The organism is Kitasatospora sp. NPDC056731 (genome assembly GCF_040687675.1).
Lineage (GTDB): Bacteria > Actinomycetota > Actinomycetes > Streptomycetales > Streptomycetaceae > Kitasatospora.
The window spans coordinates 42,040-64,188 of the sequence record NZ_JBFBNR010000039.1 but is presented as its reverse complement, the minus strand read 5'-3'; the positions used below and the strand labels follow the sequence as shown (position 1 = coordinate 64,188).

Here is a 22,149-nt window from a genome sequence, read left to right as displayed (position 1 = left end):
CCGCCGCCATGGTGCCGTCCCCCTTCCGGGGCGGCACCACCAGACCGGAGTAGACAATGACTTCATCCTCCCCTGCCGCCCCGCGAGGCAGGGAACGCCGACCGCGCGACAGCCGCTTCGGCGACAAGATCTTCATGAACCTCGCCCGCGGTTCGGGCGTCCTGCTGCTGGTCATCATGGCCGCGATCGCCGGCTTCCTGGCCTGGCGCGCGGTCCTGGCCCTCAGCACCAACGAGGGCAACTTCCTCACCACCTTCGAGTGGACGCCGGACGCCACGAAGCCGGTCTTCGGCATCGCCGTCCTGGCCTTCGGCACCCTCGTCAGCGCCGTCATCGCGATGGCGATCGCCGTCCCGGTGGCCATCGGGATCGCGCTGTTCATCTCGCACTACGCGCCGCGGAAGATCGCCCAGCCGTTCGCCTACCTGGTCGACCTGCTCGCCGCCGTCCCCAGCATCGTCTACGGCCTGTGGGGCGCGCTCTTCCTGGTCCCGCACATGGACGGCCTGACCAGCTGGCTCAACCAGTACCTCGGCTGGACGTACCTCTTCGACCAGACCAAGTCCGGCACCCCGCGCAACCTGTTCACCGTCGGCATCCTGCTGGCGATCATGGTCCTGCCGATCATCACGGCGGTCTCCCGCGAGGTGTTCCGCCAGGTGCCGCGGATGCAGGAGGAGGCGGCGCTCGCGCTCGGCGCGACCCGCTGGGAGATGATCCGCACCGCGGTGCTGCCGTTCGGCCGCCCCGGCATCATCTCGGCCTCGATGCTCGGCCTCGGGCGCGCGCTCGGCGAGACCATCGCCGTCGCGGTGGTGCTGTCCGCGAGCAACGTGCTCTCGCTGCACATCCTCGACGCGGGCGGCGGCACCTTCGCGCAGAACATCGCGCTGAAGTTCGCCGAGGCCGGCAACAACGGGCGCGACGCCCTGATGGCCTCCGGCCTCGTCCTGTTCGTCATCACCCTGCTGGTGAACGGTGCCGCGCGACTGATCATCGCCCGCCGCAAGGAGTACTCGGGGGCCAACGCATGACCGCGGCAACGACTTCCGTCACGGCCGACGCCCGGCCGCTCAGCCGGTCGCTGACCGCCAACCGGCTGCCCAAGTGGGCCCCGGCCGCCGTCGCGGTCGGCTCGATCGCGCTCGGCTGCGGGATCGGCGCCGTCGGCGGGCTGGAGAGCCACCTGCAGTGGGGCCTGATCTCGGCCGTGCTGTTCCTGCTGATCAGCTACGGCGTCTCGGCCCAGGTCGAGGGCCGCCGCCAGGCCAAGGACCGGTTCGCCACCTCGGTGGTCTGGGTCGCCTTCATCCTGGCCGTGGTCCCGCTGATCTCCCTGACGGTCTACACGGTCCAGCAGGGCATCGGCGTGGTGAACGGGAACTTCCTGAGCCACTCGATGAAGGGCGTGATCGCCTCCGGCCCCGGCGGCGGCATCTACCACGCGCTGCTCGGCACCATGCAGCAGGTCGCCCTGGCCACCGCGATGGCCGCCCCGGTGGGTCTGCTGACCGCCGTCTACCTGGTCGAGTACGGCCGCGGCACGCTCGCCAAGACCGTCACCTTCTTCGTCGACGTCATGACGGGCATCCCGTCGATCGTCGCCGGTCTGTTCGTCCTCTCGCTCTGGAACATCGCCCTGGGCTTCAGCTACTCGGGCTTCTCGGGCAGCCTCGCACTGGCGATCCTGATGATGCCGGTCGTGGTCCGGTCCACCGAGGAGATGCTCAAGCTCGTCCCGAACGAGCTGCGCGAGGCCTCGTACGCGCTCGGCGTGCCGAAGTGGAAGACCATCCTGCGGATCGTCCTCCCCACCGCGATCGGCGGCATCACCACCGGCGTGATGCTGGCGGTCGCCCGCATCACGGGCGAGACCGCCCCGGTGCTGATGCTGGTCTTCGGCGCCGACGCCATCAACAGCAACCCGTTCGACGGACCGCAGCAGTCCCTGCCGATGTACATCTGGCAGCAGTACTCGGTGGTCAACAACGACTTCGGCTACGCCCGCGCCTGGGGCGCCGCGCTGGTGCTGATCGCCTTCGTGATGGGGCTCAACCTCATCGCCCGGGGCATCGCACGCTGGCGCTCGCCCAAGGGCGGACACTGACCGACTGACGTACGAAGACAGACGAGAGAAGCAACGATCATGGCCAAGCGCATCGACGTCAGCGGACTGTCCGCCTACTACGGCACCACCAAGGCCATCGAGGACATCTCGATGAGCATCGAACCCCGCTCGGTGACCGCCTTCATCGGCCCCTCCGGCTGCGGCAAGTCCACCTTCCTGCGCACCCTCAACCGGATGCACGAGGTGATCCCCGGCGCCCGGGTCGAGGGCAAGGTCCTCCTGGACGACGAGAACCTCTACGCCTCGAACGTCGACCCGGTCGCCGTCCGCCGCTCGGTCGGCATGGTCTTCCAGCGCCCGAACCCGTTCCCGACCATGTCGATCTACGACAACGTGATCGCCGGCCTCAAGCTCGCGGGCGTGCGCAAGAAGTCCGTCCTGGACGAGGTGGTCGAGCGCTCGCTGAAGGGCGCCAACCTCTGGAACGAGGTCCACACCCGGCTGAACAAGCCGGGGGCCGGCCTCTCCGGCGGCCAGCAGCAGCGGCTGTGCATCGCCCGCGCCATCGCGGTCGAGCCGCAGGTCCTGCTGATGGACGAGCCCTGCTCCGCGCTCGACCCGATCTCCACCCTCGCGATCGAGGACCTGATCGGCGAGCTGAAGTCGCAGTTCACCATCGTCATCGTGACCCACAACATGCAGCAGGCGGCCCGCGTCAGCGACCGCACCGCCTTCTTCAACCTGGCCGGCGTCGGCCAGCCGGGCAAGCTGGTCGAGCTGGACGACACCCAGCGGATCTTCTCCAACCCGTCGGTCCAGGCGACCGAGGACTACATCTCCGGCCGCTTCGGCTAGGCCGTACCCCCGCCACCGGCCGACGGACCGCGGTGTCCGGAGGCGAACGGCGAGCACACAGGCTGCTCCGCGGTGCTGCATGGCGGTGCCGCCGTGGAGCATGAAGAAGGGCCCGCCCCCGAGATGTGGGGGCGGGCCCTGTCACGTGCGGGGCCGGTCAGCCCCAGAACAGGTGGGCGAACCAGTACACCAGCGCTGCGACGATGGCGGCCGCCGGCATCGTGATGAACCAGCCGAGGACGATGTTCTTGGCGACGCCCCAGCGCACCGCGCGGATCCGCTTGGTGGCCCCCGCGCCCATGATCGCCGCGGTGATCACGTGGGTGGTGGAGATCGGCGCCTTGAAGACGAACGAGGTGACGTACATGACCGTCGCGGCGGTGGCCTCGGCGGCGAAGCCCTGCGGCGGGTCCAGCTCGATGATCTTGCGGCCGAGCGTCCGCATGATCCGCCAGCCGCCCGCGTAGGTGCCCAGCGAGAGCATCGTGGCGCAGGAGATCTTCACCCACACCGGGATGCCCTCGCCGGAGTGGTGGCCGGAGATGGTGAGCGCCATCACGACGATGCCCATCGTCTTCTGCGCGTCCTGCAGACCGTGCGCCAGCGCCATCGCGGCGGCCGAGGCGGTCTGGGCGACCCGGAAGTTGCGCTTGGCCTTGTGCGGGTTGGCCCGGCGGAAGATCCACAGGATCGCCAGCATCACCAGGAAGCCGCCGACCAGGCCGACCACCGGCGAGACGATCATCGGGATGACGATCTTGTCGAGGACGCCGCCCCAGATCACGTCGATGCCGCCGGCCATGGCCGCGCCCACCATGCCGCCGAACAGCGCGTGCGAGGAGGAGGACGGCAGACCGAAGTACCAGGTGACCAGGTTCCAGGCGATCGCCCCGACCAGTGCGGCGAACAGGATCACCATGCCCCGGTCGCCGGTGGGGGTCTCGATGATCCCCTGGGAGACGGTGTGCGCCACGCCGCTGCCGAGGAAGGCACCGGCCAGGTTCATCACCGCGGCCATCGCCAGCGCGGCCCTGGGGGTCAGCGCCCGGGTGGAGACCGAGGTGGCGATCGCGTTCGCGGAGTCGTGGAAGCCGTTGGTGTAGGTGAAGAAGAACGCAACGCCGACGACGGCGATGAGTGCTGCCATGTCCACGAGGGTCAGGACTCCTTGACGGCGATGGTCTCCACCGTGTTGGCGACGTGCTCGAACGCGTCCGCCGCCTCCTCAAGAACGTCCACGACCTGCTTGAGCTTGAGCACCTCGATGGCGTCGTACTGGCCGGAGAACAGGTGGGCGAGCAGCTTGCGGTGGATCTGGTCGGCCTGGTTCTCCAGCCGGTTGACCTCGATCCAGTACTCGGTGAGGTTCGACATGCTGCGCAGGTTCGGCATCGCCTCGGCGGTGAGCTCGGCGGCCCGGGCCAGCACCTCGATCTGCTGCTCGATCCCCTTCGGCAGCGTCTGGATGTCGTAGAGGACGACCAGGTCGACGGCCTCCTCCATGAAGTCCATGATGTCGTCCAGCGACGAGGCGAGGTTGTAGATGTCCTCGCGGTCGAAGGGCGTGATGAAGGACGAGTTCAGCTGGTGGAACACGGCATGGGTGGTGTCGTCCCCGGCGTGCTCGGCGGCGCGCATGCGCTCGACGATCTCCGCGCGGGCCGACACGTCTGATCCCAGCAGTTCCAGCAGGAGCTTCGAACCGACGACGAGGTTCTCCGCGGCGGCAGAGAACATGTCGTAGAAGCTCGTCTCCTTCGGGGTCAGGCTAAAACGCACGGAAATCTCCGATGTGCGGGGTAGGGACTGAACGATGCTAGGTGCAACCAAGCGCAATCGCGCAAACGGGGTGGTGATGGTGGAGGCGGAACCTCCTCTTCCGTTCGGCTGCCGCACCAGCTGACCCGGACCGCACACCCAGGTGCGGACGTGAGCCCCCAGTCTGACGGAACCTCGCCCGGATTGTCCCCGTGGTACGTACGGAAGACGGGGGCGCCGCTCAGACGGGTGAACCGCGCGGCGGGCCGCCCGCAGCCCGGTCGCAGCCCGTTCGCAGACCGTCCGGAACCCGTCCGGAACCCTTCGGCACATGCCGCGTCGGCCGTCGGAACACCACGGGCGGCCCCGGTGTTGGACACTGGTGGCCGACGCAGCCACCAGGCATCCAGACGAAGGCGGGCCGATGACCACGACGCAAGCGCGCACCGAGCCGGACCACGGGCACGGCACCGACGCGCAGGCCGACGCACCCGCCGCCCCCGCGGCCGCCGCAGGACATCAGGGCGGGCACGGCCCGCACGGCTACAGCGCGCAGAAGGACGCCCACCTCAAGCGGCTGCGCCGGATCGAGGGCCAGATCCGCGGCCTCCAGCGCATGGTCGACGAGGACGTCTACTGCATCGACGTGCTCACCCAGGTCTCGGCCGGCACCAAGGCGCTGCAGTCCTTCGCACTGTCCCTGCTGGAGGAGCACCTGCGGCACTGCGTCGCGGCCGCCGCCGAGGAGGGCGGCGCCGAACTCGACGCCAAGGTCGCGGAGGCCACGGCCGCGATCGCTCGGCTGCTGCGCAGCTGAGGCCGGGCCTGGTCCGGGCCGGGCGCGCGGGTCCGGACCGCCAACACCCCCAGCCGCGAACGTCCCTGGGCCGCGAACGCCCCTGGGCCGGGAGCGACCTAACCGTCGGCCTGCCGCCAGGCCTCGCCGTCGGTCCGCCCCGGCTCGGCCCGGTCGAGCAGCACCTCGTCGATCCGCTCGGTCGGCAGCCGGTCGCCGGTGCTGGCCGTCGCGGCGATCATCAGCTCGCCGGCCAGATCGATCTCGTCGAGGGCCGCGTCGTCGTGGCCGCCGCTGCGGCCGCCCGTGGACGACACCACCTGCACCACCCCTTCAGTGCCTCGCCAGCCCGGGCGGCAGCCACCCGACGTCCAGCCTAGGCACTTCGGAGCCCGTCCACATGGCACGGACGGGCCATCTCGGCGCCGCCGAAACGGGTGACCGCCGCTCCCCGGGCGGCCACCCGCTCCGGCGGCGCCCCGGTTCGCCCCGGCGCCGGAGCCCTGCCCCGGCGGCCTACTTCGGGCTCTCCGAGGGCTTCATCGCGTAGATGTCCGAGGCCGGCGGCTCGGCCGCCTCCACCGGCTTGCCGAAGTCCGTCACCGAGGTGGTCGACGTCACCTTCACCTGGTCCTTGGCCTCCTTCGAACCGGCCACCCCGGCGAAGGTGAACACCTCGACCACCTTGTGCAGCCGGCCCTGGTCGTCCAGCCAGGCGTCGTACGGGACCTCCTTCACGGTGAAGGTCTGGGCCCCCATCCGCAGGCCGTCCCCGCCGCGGCCGCCGGTCGCGTCGGCCGCCTTGGCCAGGTCCAGGGTGCCGCGGTAGTGGTGCAGCGCCACCCCGTCGACGGTCTCGGTGCCGACCGCGTCCGCCTTCTGCGCCCCGCGCAGGGCGCCCGCCGCCGAGGCCGGGTCGGTGGCGCCGCTGCTGACCAGGTTGCCGTCCGGCAGCTGGCGCACATCCAGCTTGACCCACTTGCCCTCGGGCACCTTGGCGCCGCTGTTCTGCAGATAGACGGTGCCCGGCAGGACCACCTCGACGATCTTCCCGGTGGTCGCCGCGCCCGGCGGCACCTGGACCTCCAACCGGCCGATCCGCTTCACGTAGTCGTAGCCACCCGTCCCGGTGAAGACGGCCTTCTTCTCGGACGACTCGGTGACCAACTCGGTGGCGGTGTGCGCGGAGCCGGTGCGGCCCGTGATGTCGGCGCTGTTGCGCACCGCCGTCAGCGGGTCCGCGGCGAGCTGGTCGGGGGCACCCGACTGCCGGTCGGAGGAGCCGCCCCCGGAGCCGGCCGCGCAGCCGGCGGACAGGCCGGCCAGGGCGGCGGCGAGCAGGGCGGCCCCGGCCGCCGAACGCAGATGCGGCAGCGGACGGCGCCCCGGCCGTCCGCCACGCTGCTGGTCGGTCATCTTCATCCTCGCGACAACCCCCTCGGGCCTGACTGCCCTGCCGACACCACCAGGTGAACAGAGCTCTTTCCGGGCAAACGAGTTGAGCCGCGAAGGGTTACGCGGAAGAGGTCTTGCGGACGGCATCGCGCGCCCGGCGCCCGGCGCGTTACGGTGAACCACGTGCACAGTGAGCTGCCGGCCTTCCCCGGCACCGCCCGGATGCCCGAACACCGTGTCGCGGTCAGCGAGCGCGGTTCCTTCGCCTTCGCGACCTGCAGCTGCGGCTGGTTCTCACCGGCCCGCCGCTCGCGCGACCTGGCCCGGCGCGAGGGGGACGACCACCTCGCCCTCGCCGAGAGCGGCGGCGGACCGGGGTAGCCGGGCCGGGCGGCTCACGCCGCCAGATCGGACTCCGGCGGCTGTTCCTCGGAACGCACCGCCCCGCGCTCGCGCCCGCGCCGCCGGCCGCGCGGGCCGGCGCCGGCCCGCTCCGGCGCCCGGATCAGCGGGGCGAGGGCGGTCCGGCCCAGCGCGTGGCAGAGCGGGACCAGCACCGCCATCGCGATCGGCGCCAGCAGCAGCACCACCGCGGCGGCGAGCGCGAAGCCGCCGATCACGTCGGTCGGGTAGTGCACGCCCATGAACATCCGGCAGAAGCCCTGCAACAGGGCCAGGCCCCCGGCGATCCAGCCGAGCCGCCGGTTCACCAGGAACAGCGCCACCGCCACGCCCATCGTCATGGTCGAGTGGTCGCTGACGAAGGAGTGGGTGCCGGCCTTGCCGTCCACCAGCACCAGCAGCCCGCCGTGGTCGACGAACGGGCGCGGGCGGTTCACGATCGCGGCGATCGGCAGGTTGGCCAGCTCGGCGATGGCGACGGAGAGCGGCACCCAGAGCAGCCCGGCGACGGCCACCGGCGCGTCCGGGCGGCGTCTCGCCTGCAGCCAGGCCACCAGGCCCAGCATCGCCAGGCCGATCAGGATGCCGTACTCACCGATCCACGAGACCAGGTGGTCCAGCCACTGCGGGGAGCGCTTGGCCAGTCCGTTGACGGCGTAGAGCAGGCCGAGGTCGGGGTTGGTCGTGTCGGCAAGCGGCGTCGACACGCCGCACCTCCTTCTGGTCCGCTGCAGCTGTTCGATCCGGTCGGGGCCCTCCCGGCGCGGGAAGCTGACGGTGGGCCATCGGGATCAACGTCATCGCCGGGGCACAGCGTTCCACGGAAACGCGCGGTTATGGAAACTTGACTCAGCGTCCACAGGGCACTCACACCTCGGGGCCACGGGCGGCTCAGTTCTTCGCCGCCGGCCGCCCCGCCCCGGCGGGGTCCGGGCCGGCCGGGGCCGGCGGCGCGGCGGCCGCGGGCGGCCCGGCGGCGCTCGGGGTGGCGGCGCTGCTGGGGCTCGCCAGGGCTGCCGGGGCCACCGGGGCCGAGGGGGTGGTCGCCGCGGTCGGGCTGGTCGGGCCGGTCGGCGTCGTCGAGCCAGGGCGGCTCGGGGCGCTCACGGAACCGTCCGCGTTGCGGGCCGGCAGCGCCTGGGCGCCGTCCGAGGTGACCCGGGTCGCGCCGATGTACTCCCTGGTGTCGATCTTGTCGTAGCGGATCACCGCGCCGGTGTGCGGCGCGTTGATCATGTAGCCGCCGCCGACGTAGATCCCGACGTGGTGGATGCTCCGCGGATCGTTCAGATCCGTCGCCCAGAACACCAGGTCGCCCGGCCGCAGCTGATCGCGCGACGGGTGCGGGCCGGCGTACCACTGGTCGTTCGCCACCCGGGGCAGCGTGATGCCCACGCTGGCGTACGCCGCCTGGGTCAGGCCCGAGCAGTCGAACCGCCCGTTCTGCGAGGGCAGCCCCTCCCCGCCCCACAGGTACGGCGTCCCGAGCTTGCTCTGCGCGAAGTAGATCGCCGCGGCCGACTGCCCGGACACCTCCACCGGCGCCGTGGGCACGGTGAAGCTGCGGGCCATCGCCTGAATGTTCCTCACATAGCCCTGGGTCTCCTTGTACGGCGGCACCCCGTTGTACTTGGTCACCGCGTACGGGCCGGCGTTGTAGGCGGCCAGCAGGTTGGCCTGCCGGTCGCCCGGGACCTTGGCGACGTCCTTCGCGAGCGCGCAGTCGAAGGTGGCCGCCGAGGCGATCGCGTCCAGCGGGTCCCAGACGTCCTTCTTGCCGTCCCCATTGGCATCCGTGCCGTACGCCGCCCAGGTATCGGGCATGAACTGCGCCATTCCCTGTGCCCCGACGCCCGATTGGGCCTTCGGATCGAAACCGCTTTCCTGGTAGAGCTGTGCCGCGAGCATCGGCGGCGAGATCTCCGGGCAGAGCGCCCCCCACTGCTGGATCGGCGCCTGGAACGCCGCCGGGACCGTCCCCGGCGAGAGTGCAGCGCGATTCGCCGACTGCTGCGGCGTCCCACTCGCCGCGAACGTCCCCACCGTCACCAAACCGAGCAACCCGAACGTCACAACTCCCGCAGCGGCGGCGGCCGTACCGGCCTTCCGGAGTACCATCAGCACCATCCCGACGAATCGTCAGTCGAAGTGTTCCGGAAGGCGTTGCTCACCGCAATCATCAGAGATACAAAGAGTGAGCGCTATCCTTCGTACGGTGGACATCCTCGCGTACGTGCCCGGTGCCTCACGACCAATCCGCGAGAAGTAGCCAAGTCGACATCAGATCTGGCCAAGAATAGGTACCGACCCTTCGCGCGGGCGGGGTCAGGGCCCTTGAATTTGCCTGATCGGGCGGTGAGATGGAAATGAACCTGAGCAGCGTGCACACGAACGCGATCGGCCACCTGGCCGAGGACCCTCCAAAGAAGCCGAATATCGACACCATCATCGGCGGGATCGCCCCGGACTGGGGCCCGTTCGCGACCCTCGGGTCGGAGGCCAGGGTGATGGTCGAGGTCATCATGGCCGTCGCCATCCTCCTCTGCCTCGGCATCGCCGTCTGGGGGGCGGCCAAACAGCGGATCGGTGCGACCGCGATGCGCGACAGCTTCGGCGCCGAACAGGGCAAGGGGCTGATCGTCGCCGGTCTGACCGGCGTGTTCATCATTGGATCACTCGGCACTCTGTTCACCATTGTCTACGGCATGGCGATCTGACGATCGGACAGCAGTAGCCAGGCCCGCCCGCCCCGGGGCCAGGTCCCCGTCCGGACCGCCCCGAGCCCACCCGCCAGCAGTCCACCCCCCGTTCCCACCCTCCGTCCGCGCCCGCCCCCGGCGGAGGGCCCCCGGAGCCCCCCGGCTCCCCGCACCAGGAGGGCCGCCGTGCCGTTGTCCGACGACCAGCCGCACACCCGTACGCGGCTGCCGGTCGGCGAACAGCCCTCCTCCCAGCCGACCCAGCGTCAGGCCCGACCGCTCCGCACCCTGCTGACCGTCCTCGTCGTCGTCACCCTGCTCGTCGTGGCCATCTCCATCGCCAACCGCGACAAACCCGACCCCGGCAGCACCGGCCGCTCCGCCGACCACGCCGCCCCCACCGCGCCCGCCGGCGCCGGCCCCGCCCCCAGCGGCGACCAGCCCGTCGGCACCACCACCAACGGCATCGGCTCCGGCTACCCGCACACCGACCAGGGCGCCCAGTCCGCCGCCGCCAACTACGCGGTGGCGATCGGCTCCGCCGACATGTTCCGCGCCGACAGCCGCCACACCATCGTCGCCACCATCGCCGACCCGGGCGCGGTCTCGGGCCTGCAGAGCCGCCTGGACCAGGGGTTCGGCGGCGACACCGCCGCCCGTTACGGCCTCGACGCCCAAGGCCGCGCGCCCAAGGGCCTCACGTTCGTCAGCCGCACCGTCCCGGTCGGCGCCAAGTCGACCGGCTACAGCGACGGCGACGCCAAGGTCGAGGTCTGGTGCACCGGCCTCACCGGCCTCGCCGGCGAACACTCGGTCCAGCCCGTGACGACGAACTGGTTCACCCTCACGCTCTCGCTCCACTGGACGGGCAGCGACTGGAAGCTCACCGACTTCACCAGCAAGCAGGGCCCCGCGCCGATGCCGGGGGACCAGCAGGCCGCCACCGCCGACGAGATCACCGGCGCCGTCCAGCAGTTCGGGGGGTTCCGCTATGCCCGTTGACCAGACCTCACACCGCTCCACCGCACGCCGAGCGGGCACGCTGGCGGGCGCGTTCGCCACCTTGCAGGTCGCGGCGCTGTTGGCGGCCCAGCGGGTGTTCGCCGAGCCGTCACCGTCGGCCACGCCGTCCGCCACCCCCACGTGCCAGAAGGTCGATCTGCCGATCCCGGGCAGCGACGCGGGCTGCGCCCCGAATGGCGCGGTCGTCATCCCGGGCGGTGGGGCCATCGGGAGTGTGGCCGATCCGTTGGGGTCGTTGGCCAAGGGGTGTGCCCAGGCGGCGGCTTGGGTGGTGCGGAAGCTGTCGAGCGCGATCGACGGGACGACGCAGGTGGACTTCACCAATGCGTCGTTCCTGCAGCAGTACGCGGTGGTGTTCGCCGTGTCGACGGTGATCACGCTGGTGCTGTGGCTGCTGGCGGTGACGAAGCGGGCGGTGCGGGGGGCGCCGTTGGCGACGGCGTTCACGGAGGCGATCGGCTTCCTGTGGCTGACCGTCGTGGCGTCCGCGTTCACGCCGCTGATCCTCTACACCGTGGTGAGCGTGACGGACGGGCTGACCAAGGCGATCGCGGTGGGGACGAAGTCGGACACCGGGTCGTACCTGGGCGCGTTCGCCGACACCCTGGAGAAGGGGGACATGGGCGGCGGCCCGCTGATCCTGATCATCGTGTCGCTGGTGGCGGTGCTGGCGGCGGCGGTGCTCTGGATCGAGCTGCTGATCCGGGCGGCGATGCTGTACGTGGGCGCGCTGCTGGGTACGGCGGTGTACGCGGGGTTGGTGGACAAGCAGCTGTGGAAGCACGTGCGCCGGTGGGCGGGGGTGATGGTGGCGGTGGACCTGGCGAAGCCGATCATCGTGGTCATCCTGGGCCTGGCGGGTGCGGTGGCGTCGGGGGCCGGGGCCAGCGACGACTTCGCGCGGGTGTTGTCGGGGCTGGCGATCCTGTTCCTGTCGATCTTCGCGAGCGCCGCCGTGTACCGCTTCGTGCCGGGCTTCGGCGACGAGATCATGAACATGCGCCATGCCCGGGCGAGTGCGGTGTCGGCCGGTTCGGCGATGATCAACGGCACCGCGAACCTGATGAAGCAGGGCATCACCACCCACGGTGACCGCGGGCCGGTCGGTGCGGGTGGCGGCGGCGGGGGTGCGGGCGGCGGTTCGGTCGCGCCGGGCATCGCCGCGCACGCCGGGCGGACGCCGGCGCCACCACCGCAGGCCGGGCCGCCGCAGACCTCGGTTCCGATCCGCGACAGCAACTCAGCGAAGGGAGGGTGACGGGTAAGTGAGCAGTGAACCGCTCGGCCAGTACGGAGCCCAGTACGCCCAGCCGTACGTGCACCAGCGCCGCACCTACCTGATCGGCAAGGCCCGCCCGAACGCGCCGATCGGCCGCAACCGGGAGTCCGGCGAGATCGTCCTGATCATCTTCGGGGCGTTCCTCGGCATGCTCTGGGGCCTGCTGATGCCGATCCTGCCGCTGCGGATCGGCGGCCTGATCGGCCTGCCCATGGTGGCCATCGCGGCGGTGTACGTGCCGTACCGCAGGCGGACGTTCTACAAGTGGGCGGAGATCAACCGCACCTACCGCCGGACGGTGCGCAGCGGCCGGTCGGTGTGGCGCTCGGACGTGATGGACGCCGGGACCCGGATGGACGGCCGGGAGGTGGAGGTCGGCCCGCCGCCCGGGGTGGGGCGGCTGCGCTGGCTGGCCGCGCCGTTCGGGCCGGACGAGGTCGGGGTGCTGATGCACCTGGAGCGGCGGACGGTGACGGCCGCGATCGAGATCGAGGGCCCGGGTGTCGGCCTGCGCGACTCGGAGGACCAGGAGGCGCTGGTCGACCGGTTCGGCACGCTGCTGAAGCACGTCGCCAACGGGGACGGCTTCGTGACCCGGTTGCAGATCCTGGCCCGGACGCTGCCGGCCGACCCGGACGCGCACGCCAAGGACGTCGAGCGGCGCGGGGACCACGACGCGCCGCGCTGGCTGCAGGATTCGTACGACCAGTTGCAGTCGATGGTGTCGACCTCCTCGGAGCAGCACCGGGCGTACCTGGTGGCCTGCATGCACTACACCCGCGACCTGGCGGCCGAGGCGCACGCGATGGGCCGTACGGCGACCGGTCGGCGGGCCCGGGACGACGAGGGGCTGGCGGCCGTGATGGCGCGCGAGCTGACCGACATCTGCGCCCGGCTGGCGGAGGCGGACATCCGGGTGCGCCAGCCGTTGGGGCAGGCCCGGCTCTCCTCGCTGCTGCACTCGATGTACGACCCGGACCACCCGATCGACCACATCCAGGCGATGTCCCGGCGCAACGCCTGGCCGGCCGAACTGGACGCGACCAACCCGCAGTACCTGGAGGCGAAGACCCGCGAGTCGGCGACCCGGGAGCCGTGGTGCCACGCCACCGCGTGGATCAAGGAGTGGCCGCTGACCCCGGTGGGGGTCAACTTCCTGGCGCCGCTGCTGGTGCACACCCCGGACGTGATCCGGACGGTCGCGGTGACGATGGACCTGGAGCCCACCGACGTCGCGATCGAGCGGATGCTGACCGAGAAGACCAACGACGAGGCGGAGGCCAGCCGCGCGGCCAAGATGAACCGGACGGTCGACCCGCGCGACCTGGCCCACACCGGCCGGGTGGACCAGCGCGGCGACGACCTGGCCTCCGGTGCGGCCGGGGTGAACCTGGTCGGCTACATCACGGTGTCCTCGCGCAACCCCGACGCGCTGGCCCGGGACAAGCGCACCATCCGGGCCTCGGCCGGCAAGAGCTACCTCAAGCTGGAGTGGTGCGACCGCGAGCACCACCGGGCCTTCGTCAACACCCTGCCGTTCGCGACCGGCATCCGCCGCTGACGCCCGGTCCGCACCGCTCCACCACCGCCCGTCGACCAGACCAGGAGGCCGTACATGGCGCTCGGCAACCTCTCCGAGGCGTTCACCAGCCTGATGTTCGGCAAGGTGGAGACCACCCGGCTGCCGGTGCGCACCTCCACCGGCCAGGCGCAGGCGGTCTACCTGCCCACCGCCGCGCCGGGGCTGGGCGACTCGGGCGTGATCATCGGCCGTGAGGTGTACAGCGGCAAGGGGTACGTCTACGACCCCTTCCAGCTGTACGGGCAGCAGCTGCCGGCCCCGCACTGGCTGGTGCTCGGCGAGTCCGGCAACGGCAAGTCAGCGCTGGAGAAGACGTACGTGCTGCGGCAGTTGAGGTTCCGCGACCGGCAGGTCGTGGTGCTCGACGCGCAGGGCGAGGACGGCGTCGGCGAGTGGAACCTGATCGCCAACGCGCTGGGCATAAAGTCGATCCGGCTCGACCCGATGGCCGCCCGGGACGGCGGGGTGAAGCTCAACCCGCTGGACCCGGCGATCACCCAGACCGGCCAGTTGTCGCTGCTGCGCACCATCGTCGAGGTGGCGATGGGGCGGGGCCTGGAGGAGCGGGCCGGGTTCGCGCTGAAGGCCGCGCACGCCCATGTGGTGGCGACGGTGAAGGACCGTCAGCCGGTGCTGGACGACATCATCGACACCCTGCGCAGCCCCGAGCTGTCCTCGGTGGAGTCGCTGGGCGTGGCGGTGGACGAGGTGCAGTCCTGGGGCCTGGACGTGGCGCTGGTGCTGGACCGGCTGGTCGACGGCGACCTGCGCGGCATGTTCGACGGGTCGACCACCGACGGCATCGACCTGGACGCGCCGCTGATCGTCTTCGACCTCTCGCACATCGACCGCAACTCGATCGCGATGCCGATCCTGATGGCGATCGTCGGTGTGTGGCTGGAGCACACCTGGATCCGGCCGGACCGGAAGAAGCGCATCTTCCTGGTCGAGGAGGCCTGGCACATCATCAACAGCCCCTTCGTGGCGCAGCTGTTCCAGCGGCTGCTGAAGTTCGGCCGCCGGCTCGGGCTCTCCTTCGTCGCGGTGGTGCACCACCTGTCCGACGTGGTGGACGGTGCGGCGGCCAAGGAGGCGTCGGCGATTCTGAAGATGGCCTCCACCCGGACGATCTACATGCAGAAGGCGGAGGAGGCGCGGTCCACCGGCCGGGTGCTGGGCCTGCCGCGCTGGGCGGTGGAGATCATCCCCACCCTGTCGCCGGGCATCGCGGTCTGGGACGTCAACGGCAATGTCCAGGTGGTCAAGCACATCATCACCGAGGCCGAGCGGCCGCTGGTGTACACCGACCGTGCGATGACCGAGGACGCGGTGGCCGAACGGGACCGGGCCGAGCGGCAGTTGGCGGCCGAGCCGGGAGTCTGAGCGGTCGGGTCGGGGGGCTTGAGCGGCCGGTCGGGGGCCTGGGCGGGTCGGGCGGGTGGTCTGGGCGGGGAGGCCCGGACGGGGGCGCCGGCGCTGGTCGGACGGCGACGGTTCGTCAGGAGGTAATCCTCTCGTTACGTTCGACGTCCTGACAGCTACGCGCGTTGACTCTAGGCTTCACAGGCGCAACACATCACCCAGACGCCCGGTCAAGTCCACAGCGGGCGCTCCTCCAAGGTGCAGGGGACCCTCATGCTCACCGTCAGATCCCGACGCGCGGCGCTCGCCGTCGTCGCCGCCGCAGGTCTGGTCGGCACGGTGGCCGTGCCGACGGCCGCGCAGGCCGCCGACGCCAACGCCAAGCGTCACAAGACCGTCAACCTCCAGCTGCTGGCGATCAACGACTTCCACGGCAACCTGGAGCCCCCGGCCGGTTCGTCCGGCACCATCCGGGAGATCGACCCGGCCACCGGCAAGGAGGTCTCGACCCCGGCCGGGGGCATCGAGTACCTGGCCACCGAGCTGCGCAAGGCCCGGATCCCGGCCGACGACTCGATCACCGTCGCGGCCGGCGACATCATCGGCGCCAGCCCGCTCACCTCGGCGCTCTTCCACGACGAGCCGACCATCGAGGCGATGGACAAGCTCGGCCTGGACGTCACCTCGGTCGGCAACCACGAGTTCGACGAGGGCGCGCAGGAGCTGCTGCGCATGCAGGACGGCGGCTGCCACCCGGTCGACGGCTGCTACGAGCCCGGCCGCACGTTCAAGGGCGCCAACTTCAACTACCTGTCGGCCAACGTCACCGACGAGAAGACCGGCAAGCCGCTGCTGGCCCCGTACTGGGTGACCAAGTCCCAGGGCGTGAAGGTCGGCTTCATCGGCGTCACCCTGGAGGGCACGCCGAACATCGTGACCGCCGAGGGCGTCAAGGGCCTGAAGTTCGCCAACGAGGTCACCACGATCAACAAGTACGCCGCCGAGCTCAAGGCCAAGGGCGTCAACTCGATCGTCGCGCTGATCCACGAGGGCGGCTACCCGGCCAGCAGCGTCTACAACTACGACTGCGGCCCGGCCGGCCAGGGCATCTCCGGTCCGATCGTCGACATCTCCAAGAAGCTCGACCCGTCGATCGGCGCCATCGTCACCGGTCACACCCACAACGCGTACGCCTGCACCATCCCCGACCCCAACGGCGTCCCGCGCTCGGTCACCAGCGCCGCCTCCTTCGGCCGGCTGTACACCGAGATCGACATGAAGCTGGACAAGACCACCGGCGAGATCGTCCGCCCGACGGTCAAGGCCGAGAACCACGTGGTGCGCCGCACCGTCGAGAAGGCGCCCGACATGACGGCGCTGGTCGACCACTACTCCAAGCTGGCCGCCCCGATCGCCAACCGGCCGATCGGCTACATCGCCTCGGACATCAACGGCCGCGGCAACAGCGACCTGGAGAAGCCGCTCGGTGACCTGATCGCCGACGCGCAGGTGGAGGGGCTCGCCCCGGCCGCCAAGGGCGGGGCGCAGGTCGCCTTCATGAACCCCGGCGGCATCCGCTCCGACCTGGTCTACAAGGCCTCCGGCGCCGAGGGCGACGGCGTGGTGACCTACGGCGAGGCGTTCACCGTCCAGCCGTTCACCAACATGATGCAGGTCAAGACGCTGACCGGCGCCCAGCTGGTGCAGCTGCTCCAGCAGCAGGTCAGCGGCTCCAACGCGGCCGCGCCGAAGATCCTCCAGGCGTCCTCGGGCCTCCACTACACCCTGGACATGCGCAAGACCGGTGCGGACCGGGTGGTCGTCGACTCGATCCGGCTGAACGGCGCCCCGATCGACCAGGCCGCCAAGTACCGGGTCGCGGCCAACGAGTTCCTGGCCGGCGGCGGCGACGGCTTCCCGGCCTTCGCGGCCGGCACCGACAAGCTCGTCGGCGCCTCCGACCTGGACGTCTTCGCCGCCTACCTGGGTGCCCACAGCTCGGCGGCCTCGCCGCTGAAGGCCCCGGCGCAGGATCGGATCAAGGTCATCGGCCCGGGCGTCGACATCGACTGACCGTGAGCCGGTACAGGACGGGCGGGGCGCTGTCGGGGCGCCCCGCCCGTCCTGCGTTGTCCGCCTGTCCCGCCCTATTCGGGGGCGGGGCCGCCGGGCAGCCGGACGGTCGCCAGCGCGCCCGGGCCGCCGTCCCCGGCCGGGCCCAGCGACACCTCGCCGCCCGCCTCCCGGACGCTCTGCGCGACGATCGACAGGCCCAGGCCGGAGCCGGGCAGCTGTCGAGAGGACGGCGAACGCCAGAACCGGTCGAACACGTACTGCAGTTCCTCCGGCGGGATGCCGGGGCCGTGGTCGCGGACGGTCAACACGCCCTGCTGGAGCCGGACTTCGATGGTGCCGCCGGGCGGGCTGTACTTGACCGCGTTGTCCAGCAGGTTGATCACCGCCCGTTCGAGCCCGGCGGCGTCGCCGTGCACGAACCAGGGGTCGGTCGCGGTCTCGAAGACCAGCCCCGGGCCGCGCAGCTTCGCCCGCTCGACCGCCCGCCCGGCGATCTCGTGCAGGGCCACCACGGTGGGGTTGTGGACCGGCTTGGGGGAGTCCGGGCGGGACAGCTGGAGCAGGTCCCCGATCAGGACGGTGAGCTCCTGCATCTGTGCCTTCATGTTGCCCAGCAGCTTGGTCTTGGTCGCGGCGGGCAGCGGGCGGCCCGTGTCGTTGCTGCGGATCAGCAGGTCGACGTTGGTGCGCAGCGAGGTGAGCGGGGTGCGCAGCTCGTGCCCGGCGTCGGCGATCAGACGGGTCTGCCGCTCGCGGGAGTTGGCGAGGGCGGTGCTCATCGAGTTGAAGGAGGTGGAGAGCCGGGCGATCTCGTCGTCCCCGTGTACGGGGATGGTGGTGCCGACCTCCTCGGTGCGGGCGATGTGCTCGACGGCGTCGGTGAGTTGGTCGACGGGCTTGAGCGCGGACCGGGCGACCACGCGGCCGGCGATGGCGGCGAGGATGATCCCGCCGAGGGCCACGCCGCCGAGGAGGAGGGCGAGCCGCTGGAGGGAGTCCTCGATGGGCTGGGAGGGGGTCGCCACCATGACGACGACGGGCACCTGGAAGCTGTGGTTGAGGGTCAGCCGGACGATCGCGGGGTCGCCGTTGGTGTACCGGCCGTCCCGGATGATCGACTGGCCCGGCTTGAGCCGGAATCCGGCGGCGTCCTCCGACGTGGTCACGATCGCCTTGGTCGCCCCGGGGGGCAGACAGACGCCCCCGGCCCCGCCCCGGAGGAACTGGGTGTCCCGGGGGACGGCTCCGCTGATGTCCGGGATGACGACGCCGCGCTGGTTCTCCAACGCGGCTTCCGGGGTGGCGTAGCAGTCCAGGGAGTTCCTCCCGATCGGTGCTGCGGGAGCACCCGCCAGGTCCGCCCGGACCTGGTCGTACAGCTGCTTCTCCACGATGAACCAGCAGGCCAGCGCCGACAGGGCGATGGCCACCGCGACCGCGGCCGCGCTCAGGAAGGTGAGGCGGCTGCGGAGGGAGCGGGAGCGGAGCCAGTGGGAGAGGCGCCGGCGGCGGGGGACGCCGGGTGGAGCCAGTGGCGGGGGCGGGTAGGGCGTGGGGGAGGTCACGTGGTGGCGCCGGCGGCCGGGCGCAGGGCGTAGCCGACGCCGCGCACGGTCTGGACGAGGCGGGGCATGCCGCCCTGCTCGGTCTTGCGGCGCAGGTACATCACGTAGACGTCCAGGGAGTTGGAGGAGGGTTCGAAGTCGAAGCCCCAGACGGCCTTGAGGATCTGTTCGCGGGTGAGGACCTGGCGGGGGTGGGCGAGGAACATCTCCAGCAGCATGAACTCGGTGCGGGTGAGTTCGACGGGCTTGCCGGCGCGGGTGACCTCGCGGGTGGCGGTGTTCATCCGCAGGTCGGCGAAGGCCAGCACCTCGCTCTCGTCCTCGGCGGCGGCGCGGGCGGCGGCCTCGGTGGCGAGGGCGTTGCGGCGCAGCAGGGCGCGGACGCGGGCGAGCAGTTCGTCGAGTTCGAAGGGCTTGGCGAGGTAGTCGTCGGCGCCGACGTCCAGGCCGGTGACGCGGTCGCCGACGGCGTCGCGGGCGGTGAGCATCAGGACGGGGACGGTGTCGCCGCGGGAGCGCATCCGGCGGACGGCGGTGAGGCCGTCCATCCGGGGCATCATGATGTCCAGCAGGACGAGGTCGGGCCGGTCGCGTTCGACGGATTCCAGGGCCTCGTAGCCGTCGGTGGCGGTGGCGACCTCGTAGCCCTCGAAGGCGAGGCTGCTCTCCAGGGCGTCCCGGAGGGCGGGTTCGTCGTCGACCACGAGGAGCCGGGCGGAGGGGTGGCCGGCCTCGGCGGCGGTGCGGTCGTCGGCGGACGGGGTCATGGGCTGCTGCCCTTTCTCGTCGGGTGGAGGGCCTGCTGGGGGTACCGGGGGTAATTGTCCGTCTTACAGGTTCTGGCCGGCCTCCAGTTTCGGCAGAACCTGCTTGATGTCGTTGATCGGGATGGCGAAGCCGAGGCCGACGCTGCCGGCGCTGCTGCCGCCGCCGCCGGCGGTGGAGCTGGCGCCGCTGGGGGCGTACATCGCCGAGTTGATGCCGATGACCTGGCCGTTGGCGTTGATGAGCGGGCCGCCGGAGTTGCCGGGGTTGAGGGCGGCGTCGGTCTGGAAGGCCTTGTAGGTGGTGGTGCTGCCGCTGTTCTGCTGGGGGAGGTTGCCGCGCGTGCCGGGCAGGTTGGGCAGGCCGGGCAGGCTGGGGAAGCCGAAGCCGCCGTTGCTGCTGGTGGTGCCCTCGTCGAGCTGGACGGTGACGTCGCGGTTCTCGGCGCTGATGATGCCGGAGGTGACGGTGCCGGTGAGGCCGTCGGGGTTGCCGATGGCGACGACGGGGTCGCCGACGGCCACGCCGGAGGAGTCGCCGAGGGTGGCGGGGGTGAGGTTCTTGCCGCCGCTCGCGGTGATCACGGCGACGTCGAGGGACTTGTCGGTGCCGGTGACGGTGGCCGGGACGGTGGAGCCGTCCTTGAAGGCGACGGTGATCTGGCCGCCGTCGGCGGCGGTGTCGATCACGTGGTAGTTGGTGAGGATCCGTCCGCTGGTGTCGAGGATGACGCCGGTGCCGGTGGCGGTGCCGTTGCCGTTCTTGACGGTGATCTGGACGACGCTCGGCGAGACGGCGGCGGCGATGGCCGGCACGTCGGCGCCGCCGTCGGAGCGGGCGGAGACGGGGCTGGCGACGGTGCTGGTGCGGGCGGCGGAGCCGTGCTGCTCGGCGGCGACGAACCCGCCGGTGACGCCGCCGATGACGGCGGCGACCGCGGCGACGGCGGTGACCAGGGCGAGCCGTCCGCGCAGCAGGCCGCGCCGGGCGCGGTTGCCGTGGCCGCCGTGGCCGCCGGGCTGGCCGGCGGTGGGCGGCTCGGGGGGCATGGGCGGGGTCGGGGTCGGGGAGTCGAAGCCGCCCGCCGAGTGGTCCTCGCGGTACCCGTAGGCGGTCGTGGCGGCGCTGCTGCCGAGGACGGTGCCCTCGACCACGCGGGGCTCGTACGGGCCGTACTGCTCGTCGTGGTGCTGCTGCTGTTCGCTCATGCCGACCAACGTCCGCCTGGTGGATGAGGATGGCATGAGAACCGGCTCAGAAGGGTCCGAGAAGCCCGTTGGGTTCTCATAAAGCCTGGTCAGGCAGTGTGCGGCGGCGGGTGGAGCGGAGTGGGCTACTCCGCTTCCCCGGTCGGGACCGCCGCGGCGCCGCCGCAGCCGCAGGAACGGCGGATCACCAGGCGGGACGGGAACTTGCGGACCCGCTCGGTGTCCGATCCGGGCACCATCAGCGAGTCGTCGAGCACCAGGTCCACGGCGGCCCGGGCCATCGCGTCGCGGTCGGAGGCGACGGTGGTCAGCGGCGGGTCGGCGAGTGCGGCCTCGGGGACGTCGTCGAAGCCGGCCACCGCGAGGTCCTCCGGGACCTTCAGCCCGACCTCGCGGGCGGCCCGCAGCACGCCGATCGCCTGGTCGTCGGTGGAGCAGAAGATCGCCCGCGGCCGGTCCGGCGAGCGCAGCACCCCGAGCGCGACCTCGTACGCGCCGTAGCGGTGGAAGGGCGCGTCGATCAGGTGGGGCTCGGTGGGCAGGCCGTGCGCGTCCATGGCGCGCTGCCAGCCCTCGACGTGGTCGATGACCGGGTCGCCGGGGGCGGGGGACTCGACCGGGCCGCCGAAGCAGGCCACGTACGGGTGCCCGTGCGCCTCCAACAGGTGGCGGACGACGGCCTCGGCGCCGCCCACGTCGTCGGTGACCACCGCGACGTCGTCGATCGCCTCGGGGCGGCGGTGCAGCAGCACGACCTTGGCGCCCTCCATCGCGGCGAACTCCTCGGCGGCGCGCTGCGAGGGGCCCTGGCTGACCAGGATCAGGCCGGAGACGCGCATACCGAGGAAGGCCCGGACGTAGTGCACCTCGCGGTCGTCCACGTAGTCGGAGTTGCCGATCAGCACGAGCTTGCCGCGCTCGGAGGCGGCCCGTTCCACGGCGTGCGCCATCTCGGCGAAGAAGGGCTGGCGGGCGTCCGGGACGACCATGCCGATCAGGTTGGTCCGGCGGGAGGCCATCGCCTGGGCGACGCTGTTCGGCCGGTAGCCGAGCTGCTCGATCGCGGCGAGGACCTTCTCCCGGGTCGCGGGCGCGACCGGGCGCGGCCCGTTGTTGATGACGTAGCTGACGACCGCGGTCGAGGTACCAGCCAGCCGGGCTACATCGTCGCGCGTCACTTTGGCCACGGGGGGAGTCTACGCGTGTGGCGTGCGCGTCGGCAGTGGGACCTGGGGCTTTCCGTCAGGGCTTTCGGCGGGTGCCCGGCAGGTGCCGGGGAGCGAACCGGACAAGCCGGGCGGGGTGGGCCCGCCCGG

The 22,149-nt window shown here is 71.5% G+C and carries 21 protein-coding genes; 11 read left to right on the top strand and 10 right to left on the bottom strand.

All coding sequences use genetic code 11. From position 1 onward, the window contains the following. Positions 1-56: 56 nt before the first annotated feature. The 3 genes from pstC to pstB are packed head-to-tail and all read left to right on the top strand — an operon-like array spanning position 57 to position 2,923. Positions 57-1,034 (top strand): phosphate ABC transporter permease subunit PstC, encoded by a 978-nt coding sequence (gene pstC / locus AB0R04_RS30370; RefSeq protein WP_063348286.1) that lies wholly within the window; start codon positions 57-59, stop codon positions 1,032-1,034. Further along, positions 1,031-2,107 (top strand): phosphate ABC transporter permease PstA, encoded by a 1,077-nt coding sequence (pstA, locus tag AB0R04_RS30365; protein ID WP_363376782.1) that lies wholly within the window; start codon positions 1,031-1,033, stop codon positions 2,105-2,107. Before pstC ends, pstA begins: the two co-directional genes overlap by 4 nt. Before the next feature lie 39 nt (positions 2,108-2,146). Then, on the top strand, positions 2,147-2,923 hold the full coding sequence (gene pstB, locus AB0R04_RS30360) for a phosphate ABC transporter ATP-binding protein PstB (protein ID WP_063348284.1): 777 nt from the start codon (positions 2,147-2,149) through the stop codon (positions 2,921-2,923). A gap of 157 nt (positions 2,924-3,080) precedes the next feature. Here the strand turns inward: pstB and AB0R04_RS30355 are convergent, their stop codons facing one another. Both AB0R04_RS30355 and AB0R04_RS30350 read right to left on the bottom strand, forming a co-directional pair. Beyond that, positions 3,081-4,076 carry an inorganic phosphate transporter gene (locus tag AB0R04_RS30355; protein ID WP_063348283.1) on the bottom strand — a complete coding sequence of 332 codons (996 nt, stop codon included), beginning with the start codon at positions 4,074-4,076 and terminating at the stop codon, positions 3,081-3,083. A gap of 5 nt (positions 4,077-4,081) precedes the next feature. Beyond that, positions 4,082-4,702 carry a DUF47 family protein gene (locus tag AB0R04_RS30350; protein WP_063348282.1) on the bottom strand — a complete coding sequence of 207 codons (621 nt, stop codon included), beginning with the start codon at positions 4,700-4,702 and terminating at the stop codon, positions 4,082-4,084. Between the two features lie 403 nt (positions 4,703-5,105). Here AB0R04_RS30350 and AB0R04_RS30345 point away from each other — a divergent pair, with 403 nt between their 5' ends. Then, on the top strand, positions 5,106-5,498 hold the full coding sequence (locus tag AB0R04_RS30345; RefSeq protein WP_363376778.1) for a metal-sensitive transcriptional regulator: 393 nt from the start codon (positions 5,106-5,108) through the stop codon (positions 5,496-5,498). A 98-nt stretch (positions 5,499-5,596) separates the two neighbouring features. Here AB0R04_RS30345 and AB0R04_RS30340 read toward each other — a convergent pair whose 3' ends face one another. Beyond that, positions 5,597-5,797 (bottom strand): hypothetical protein, encoded by a 201-nt coding sequence (locus AB0R04_RS30340; protein WP_363376777.1) that lies wholly within the window; start codon positions 5,795-5,797, stop codon positions 5,597-5,599. A gap of 196 nt (positions 5,798-5,993) precedes the next feature. Next, entirely contained in the window at positions 5,994-6,893 is a 900-nt protein-coding gene (locus AB0R04_RS30335) for a hypothetical protein (RefSeq protein WP_063348280.1), read from the bottom strand. A 162-nt stretch (positions 6,894-7,055) separates the two neighbouring features. Here AB0R04_RS30335 and AB0R04_RS30330 point away from each other — a divergent pair, with 162 nt between their 5' ends. Further along, positions 7,056-7,253, top strand: coding sequence for a hypothetical protein (locus AB0R04_RS30330; RefSeq protein ID WP_079136271.1), 198 nt, complete (start codon positions 7,056-7,058; stop codon positions 7,251-7,253). A gap of 14 nt (positions 7,254-7,267) precedes the next feature. Here the strand turns inward: AB0R04_RS30330 and AB0R04_RS30325 are convergent, their stop codons facing one another. Then, positions 7,268-7,981, bottom strand: coding sequence for a phosphatase PAP2 family protein (locus AB0R04_RS30325; RefSeq protein WP_363376774.1), 714 nt, complete (start codon positions 7,979-7,981; stop codon positions 7,268-7,270). A gap of 184 nt (positions 7,982-8,165) precedes the next feature. After that, on the bottom strand, positions 8,166-9,392 hold the full coding sequence (locus tag AB0R04_RS30320) for a bifunctional lytic transglycosylase/C40 family peptidase (protein WP_363376772.1): 1,227 nt from the start codon (positions 9,390-9,392) through the stop codon (positions 8,166-8,168). 248 nt (positions 9,393-9,640) lie between these two features. Between AB0R04_RS30320 and AB0R04_RS30315 the strand changes: the two genes are divergently transcribed. The 6 genes from AB0R04_RS30315 (at position 9,641) to AB0R04_RS30290 (ending at position 17,292) form a co-directional block, all read left to right on the top strand. Further along, positions 9,641-9,991, top strand: a complete 351-nt coding sequence (locus AB0R04_RS30315; RefSeq protein WP_063348277.1) for a hypothetical protein — start codon at positions 9,641-9,643, stop codon at positions 9,989-9,991. Positions 9,992-10,159: 168 nt separating this feature from the next. Beyond that, positions 10,160-10,975: a hypothetical protein gene (locus tag AB0R04_RS30310; RefSeq protein WP_363376770.1), complete on the top strand. Its 816-nt coding sequence runs from the start codon at positions 10,160-10,162 to the stop codon at positions 10,973-10,975. Next, complete coding sequence (locus AB0R04_RS30305; protein ID WP_363376768.1) at positions 10,965-12,254, top strand: hypothetical protein; 1,290 nt, start codon at positions 10,965-10,967, stop codon at positions 12,252-12,254. Before AB0R04_RS30310 ends, AB0R04_RS30305 begins: the two co-directional genes overlap by 11 nt. Before the next feature lie 7 nt (positions 12,255-12,261). Continuing rightward, entirely contained in the window at positions 12,262-13,836 is a 1,575-nt protein-coding gene (locus tag AB0R04_RS30300) for an SCO6880 family protein (RefSeq protein ID WP_063348275.1), read from the top strand. Between the two features lie 54 nt (positions 13,837-13,890). Next, positions 13,891-15,240, top strand: coding sequence for an ATP-binding protein (locus AB0R04_RS30295; RefSeq protein ID WP_063348274.1), 1,350 nt, complete (start codon positions 13,891-13,893; stop codon positions 15,238-15,240). A 252-nt stretch (positions 15,241-15,492) separates the two neighbouring features. After that, entirely contained in the window at positions 15,493-17,292 is a 1,800-nt protein-coding gene (locus tag AB0R04_RS30290) for a bifunctional metallophosphatase/5'-nucleotidase (RefSeq protein WP_063348273.1), read from the top strand. A gap of 74 nt (positions 17,293-17,366) precedes the next feature. Here the strand turns inward: AB0R04_RS30290 and AB0R04_RS30285 are convergent, their stop codons facing one another. From AB0R04_RS30285 to AB0R04_RS30270, 4 genes are all read right to left on the bottom strand, one after another. Continuing rightward, the gene (locus tag AB0R04_RS30285) at positions 17,367-18,860 is read right to left on the bottom strand and encodes a HAMP domain-containing sensor histidine kinase (protein ID WP_363376766.1); all 1,494 of its coding nucleotides are present in this window, start codon (positions 18,858-18,860) and stop codon (positions 17,367-17,369) included. Further along, entirely contained in the window at positions 18,857-19,627 is a 771-nt protein-coding gene (locus AB0R04_RS30280; RefSeq protein WP_363376764.1) for a response regulator transcription factor, read from the bottom strand. Before AB0R04_RS30280 ends, AB0R04_RS30285 begins: the two co-directional genes overlap by 4 nt. Positions 19,628-19,690: 63 nt before the next feature. Beyond that, positions 19,691-20,833 carry a trypsin-like peptidase domain-containing protein gene (locus AB0R04_RS30275; protein ID WP_363376762.1) on the bottom strand — a complete coding sequence of 381 codons (1,143 nt, stop codon included), beginning with the start codon at positions 20,831-20,833 and terminating at the stop codon, positions 19,691-19,693. 125 nt (positions 20,834-20,958) lie between these two features. Beyond that, entirely contained in the window at positions 20,959-22,020 is a 1,062-nt protein-coding gene (locus AB0R04_RS30270) for a LacI family DNA-binding transcriptional regulator (RefSeq protein ID WP_363376760.1), read from the bottom strand. Positions 22,021-22,149: the final 129 nt, after the last annotated feature.